Genomic DNA, 5,374 nt, shown 5'->3' with positions numbered 1-5,374 from the left:
CCGAGGAAGTTAGACAGTTCCTCGGCCAGGTGCGTTCCGCGGGGCCGGATGCCGTGCTGTTGACGGGCGATATCTCGGATGCGGCGGATGTCGTGAATCGGCTCGCGCAGCTCGACGACGCCATCGCCCGGCCGATCTATTTCGTGCTCGGGAATCACGATTTCTATGGCGGCTCGATCCACGGCGTGCGCGAGGCCGTGCGCCAGCTCTGCCGCGAGCGGTCGAATCTGCGCTATCTCACCGGCCACGAGCCGATCGAGCTTGTATCCGGCACGGGACTCATCGGCAACGACGGCTGGGCCGACGCGCGATTCGGCGACTACGAGCGATCGTTCGTGATGATGAACGACTACAAGCTGATCGCCGAACTGGCGGGCATCACCAAAGCCGAGCGCTGGCCGGTGCTCAAGGCGCTCGGCGATCAGGCGGCGGCAGAGATTCGCCGCACGCTGCCCGCGGCGCTAGCGCGCTTTCGACATGTGCTCATCGCAACGCATCTCCCGCCGCTGCGCGAGGCCTGTTGGCACGAAGGGCAAATCTCCGACGACGAATGGGCGCCGCACTTCACCTGCAAAGCGATCGGCGACGTGCTGCTCGAGATCGCTCCGGAGTACCCTGATCGCGAAGTGACCGTCTACTGCGGCCACACCCACAGTCCCGGCGTTGCCCGACCGCTGGCGAACCTCACGATCTACACCGGCGGCAGCGAATACGGCCGCCCGGCGATTCAACGCATGATCGAACTGGATCCGGAACCTTTGTAGGGTGCGTCAAGTCCGCGCAGACGCACCGGAGCCCGCTCGACACATGATCCAAAATCTATCGGTACGGCGATTGATACGCGGTGCGTCAGCGCTTCGCTTGACGCACCCTACCGTTTCGCCCCCTGGCGGATCGTAGTATCGCAAGGTATAGATGTTATAGTCTGCCTATTCCATCTAGAATGCCAAACGGTGGTCACGATGCAATTTTGTCTGAATCGGCGATTGCTCCTCGTTGGCGCTGTCTTGCTCGCGGCGCTGGTTTTCGCTCCCGGCCAAGCCTTGGCCCAGCGCGGGCGGCTATTCGAGCAACGGGCAAAGCTGCAAGAGCTGCAAGAGAAGCAACAGGAGGAGGAGAAGGAGCGCAACCAGCCGCCGCGCGCCAATCCGGCCGAGCGGGCGGTGGCGGCCTGGCTCGATCAGCTTGGGACGATCGTTCCGCGCGAGGCGGCGGGGTTCTCGGCCGAGAATGTGGACGACTTCCGCAAAGCGACTGACGCCCTGGAGCGCTGGTCCGCCGAGCTGGTCCGTTTCGACAATTCGCCGCGCCCCAATGAAATGCTTCCCGCGTGCGATGCGCTCTTAAACGCCAAAGATCGCGTCGATCGGCAGCTTAATCAAACGCTCGCCTTGCGGACCGGCTTTGCGGCGCTCGATGGTGATGCGCGCCACGCGGCAATCAACAACTATCTGGCCACCACGTCTGGGCTGATCGATCTTTCCGGCCGGCTGCGATATATGCTGTTCGACGCCCTGACCTTCACTGCCGACGAGATTGCCGACGTTCCCGGCGTCACCGACCAGTTGCTCGATGCACTTCTTCGCCGCCGCAGCGCGATTGGAGCGGCCGTGGCAGTCGATCTGCTGTTTGATCCGCCGGCCGACGAATCTGAAAAGGACAAGATTCCGCCCGCCTCCGCGAGTACCAAGCGCAAAGTGCTCGAGCTGATCGCCGCGACGGGACAGATGGACTTGCTCAAGCACGTCGCCCGCTTCGCGCGCGATCCGAAAACGCCCCCGGTGCTGCTGCTCACTGCGGCTGAGACGATCCGCCAGATCGGTCTGCCGCAGGATTTGCGCCCTGGTCAGGATCCCGAGGTCCCGCCGCCGGCCATCACGGCCAAGGAGCTTTACGGCCTGCTTGCCAGAATCCCCGCCCCGCAATGGCCTCGGCAGGAGCGTTCGCGGGTTGCCGAGTTGACCACTTGGCTCAGCGAGCGGATGCGTGTCGGCCTGACGGAAGACCGCTTGCGCATGGGGAGCTTCGACGTTCAACCGGGCGATTGGCTCTTGATGCGCAACCCGTCGCCCTACAACCTGTTCACGGATTTTTCCCCCGGCCTGTTCACGCACGTCGGTGTGGTAGCGATGGAAAAGGGTCGCGACGGCATCCGGCGGATGGTCCTCGTCGATCTGCCGGAGCGGGGGACGAACATGCCGGCCACCAATGTGGATGCGTTCGTCGATCGCAGCTTGCACTACGTTTTCCTCCGCCATCCCGATCCGGCCGTGGCCCGCAAGATGGGAGAGACGGCCGCGTCGTTGATCGCCTGCCCTACCGAATTCGACCTGAATTTCCAAACCGATCGGGTGACGGCCTTGAAAGGCCAGCCGCTGGCGGGGAAGAAAATTCACACCTATTGCGCCGGCTTCCTGCTGCTCTGTTGCCAGGACACCGGTCGGCCGCGCGAGGAGTTCTTTCCGATTCCCGAGGCCCCGGGCGGCGGCAACACCCGCGAGAATTTAGCGAAGCTCGGGATTACCTTCGGCGACAGTTTCATTTCGCCCACCGGAGCGCTCTTTTCGTCGAAGTTGCAAATCGTCGGCCGCCGCGAGCCGATGTACGATCCGCAGCGCGAGGTCGAAGAGGCGATTTACGACCATTTTGCCGACGGACTGAAGGCGAAACAACTCAATGCCTCGTCCGACCTGTTCCAAACGGTGCGGCTCAAGCTGGCCGAGGCCTCGAAGACCAATCCGCTCTTGGCCAACGCGATGGCCAGCGCCGCCAAGGTCGATAAGGACCTCGACTTGGTCTCCGCCGCCAAAGCCGCTGCGGTCGTCGAGACGCTCGACGAAATCGCCTACGGCAACAGCGGCGATTATATCAAGGCCAGGCGGGCCATCATGGCCGGCGCGACTCCGCCCCCCGAGGCCGTTCAAGATCCGGCCGATCGCACCAAGTTCGACGAGCTGCGCGCCCGGCACGCGCGTCTCGCCGAACTCTGGGACAAACAGCAACTCTCCCCCCGCGCCCTGCGGCTCGAGCTAGTAAATTACTACATCACGCGCGGCAAGAACCAACTCGACAGCCGGTTTTTCGGCGGCGAGAAGGCGCTGACGAAGTAGAACGTGGAATCCATCCTTGGCATCGGTGGCGTATTCTTCAAGGCGCGCGATCCGCATGCGCTGGCGGCCTGGTATCGCGAGCAGGTGGGGGTGCCGGTCGTCGCCGGGCAGACGTATGGCACGCTGAAGTCCGGCTGCGCAGAGGAGCAAACGGTTTGGTCGACGTTCCCCGCCGACACGAAATATTTCGGCCCCGGCTCGGCGCCATTCATGCTCAACTACCGAGTGCGCGATCTCGATGCAATGCTAGCCCAGCTTCGGGCGGCCGGCGCCGCGGTGGACGATCGCGTCGAGGAATACGAGAACGGCCGGTTCGGCTGGGCGAGCGATCCCGAAGGGAACCGCTTCGAGCTTTGGGAACCGCACTAAGGAATCGCCGGGACACGGTGACATGGCGCTGGCCGCGGACGGTGTGGCACTGGCCAGCGCGGTGCCCTCTGGGCCCGGCCAGTGCCGGAACCCGCTACCAACTCTGATCTGTTAGATCGCTTCGATGGGCGATTGGCGGGCCGACGTTGATCGGCGCTTCAGCACTGGCCGATCTGCCGCGGCGGACTGGCCAGTGGCACCCGGCGCTATTCAGGCATTGCGGCGGCAGCTAAAATCATTCGCATGAGTCACGGTCAGAATGCACCATCCGACATCTCGATCGAGCCGAGTGAAGGATGGCATTGCAGCCATTTGTACTATCGCTTTGATCGAGCGGCGCTGAATCGATTGAGCGCGGCAGAGATGCAAGCGGGGCGCGAGCAGTTTACCGCCGCGCTCGATCCGGGGGGGCCCGAATCACCGGCCCGGCTGCAAACTTCGCTCGTGAGCGGGCACAAGGCCGATTTCGGGCTGATGCTGCTCGATGGCAACCCGCTCAAAATCGACGCGGTTCACCAGCGGCTAATGTCGGGGCCGATCGGGCCGGCGCTCGAGCCGACCTACTCGTTCGTCTCGATCACCGAAGTGTCGGAATACGTGCCGACCGTCGAGCAATACGGCCAGCGGCTCGTGGACGAAGGGGAATCACTCGACAGCCCGACTTATCGCGCCAAACTCAAGGCCTACGAGAACCGCGAGGCGATGATGCGCGTGCAGCGGCTCACGCCCGAACTGCCCCCTTGGCCTTGCACCTGCTTCTATCCGATGAACAAGAAACGAAAAGTCGGCGAGAATTGGTTTCTGCTGCCGATCGCCGAGCGGAACCGGCTGATGGCCGAGCACGGGCGGACGGGAATGACCTTCGGCGGCCGCGTGACGCAGTTGATCACAGTGGGACTGGGGTTCGACGATTGGGAATGGGGCGTGACGCTCTGGTCGCGCCGGCCCGAGTTTCTCAAGGAAATCGTCTATCGAATGCGGTTCGACGAGGCTAGCGCCCGCTATGCCGAGTTCGGGCCGTTCTATGTGAGCTATGTCTTGCCGGCCGCGACGATCCTCGAACGCTGCCGGATCGGCAGTTCGGAAGCCGGGCCGATCGGCGGCTAAGGAATTTGGCCGGCATTGAAGCCAGTCGGCAATTCACTGGATAGACCGCTGGTTTCTGCGCTTTAGCGCGCTGCAAACTGCTCAGCGCAAAGTTCTTGCGAAACTCGGTCAGGCCTCGGCGTCTAAAGACTTGACCGGTTGCGAGATAATTCCTGCGAATCGGCATCTGGCTTGCACTGCTCAGCAATCGAATTGCGAACCTTGAACGATTCGGATTTGTCCCACGTAAGGAATCCAGACACGTACGACATCACTCCGGCTTGATGCCCAAGGACTGGCCGCCATGAACTTCGATCTCGATCCAACGGGTGGAACCGCGTCGTTCCCGGACGAAAACCAGCTTTTCCAGCCGCTTTACGACTCGGAGGCGTTTGCCGATTTCGAGCAGGCGATGGATGATATGCTGGAGGCGCTGGTAGGGCACTGGGTCCATCTAGCCGCCCCGAGCGCGGGAATTGGCCGGCTGCGTGGAACGATCAAGCCCTCGCCGAAAGCGAAGAAGGCCAAGTGAGCTTTCCATCAATTTTTGAAAGCGGGTCTCGTTTTCTGTTCTGGGAGAGATTCGCGAAGAGTGGTTGGCCATTGGTGGCTGGGTCGCCATGGATTTCGTGGCCGAGCGCGCCTAGCCAGCTTTGAGACAGGTTTTTGGGTGCATTCCTTACTTTGCGCAATCAGGCGGCGGTCTGGTAGCGGTTGCTGCCGTTTTGACGGGATTGCCAGCGTTGCCAAAAACGTTCCATCGGCTGGCTGTCGCTGAGCGTATCGGCTCGTAATTGCAGAACTGCTTC

At 62.5% G+C, this 5,374-nt stretch carries 5 protein-coding genes; all 5 read left to right on the top strand.

What is annotated here, in order from left to right:
* On the top strand, positions 1-764 hold a 764-nt coding region (locus VGY55_11905; protein HEV2970664.1), incomplete at its 5' end, for a metallophosphoesterase.
* Positions 765-962: 198 nt separating this feature from the next.
* Positions 963-3,110: a hypothetical protein gene (locus VGY55_11900; GenBank protein ID HEV2970663.1), complete on the top strand. Its 2,148-nt coding sequence runs from the start codon at positions 963-965 to the stop codon at positions 3,108-3,110.
* Positions 3,111-3,113: 3 nt separating this feature from the next.
* A complete protein-coding gene (locus tag VGY55_11895) occupies positions 3,114-3,479 on the top strand; it encodes a VOC family protein (protein ID HEV2970662.1) in 366 nt (121 codons plus the stop codon).
* 243 nt (positions 3,480-3,722) lie between these two features.
* A complete protein-coding gene (gene hemQ / locus VGY55_11890) occupies positions 3,723-4,586 on the top strand; it encodes a hydrogen peroxide-dependent heme synthase (GenBank protein ID HEV2970661.1) in 864 nt (287 codons plus the stop codon).
* Positions 4,587-4,869: 283 nt separating this feature from the next.
* Positions 4,870-5,097, top strand: a complete 228-nt coding sequence (locus tag VGY55_11885) for a hypothetical protein (protein HEV2970660.1) — start codon at positions 4,870-4,872, stop codon at positions 5,095-5,097.
* The last annotated feature ends 277 nt before the right edge of the window (positions 5,098-5,374 follow it).

The organism is Pirellulales bacterium (assembly GCA_035939775.1).
Lineage (GTDB): Bacteria > Planctomycetota > Planctomycetia > Pirellulales > DATAWG01 > DASZFO01.
Note: the sequence above shows the minus strand (reverse complement) of the source record. Positions and strands in the feature narration are given on the sequence as shown.

Excerpts from the sequence above, each read along its gene's own strand:
- VGY55_11885 (HEV2970660.1), top strand. The coding sequence starts at position 4,870 with ATGAACTTCGATCTCGATCCAACGGGTGGAACCGCGTCGTTCCCGGAC.
- VGY55_11900 (HEV2970663.1), top strand. The coding sequence starts at position 963 with ATGCAATTTTGTCTGAATCGGCGATTGCTCCTCGTTGGCGCTGTCTTG.
- hemQ (HEV2970661.1), top strand. The coding sequence starts at position 3,723 with ATGAGTCACGGTCAGAATGCACCATCCGACATCTCGATCGAGCCGAGT.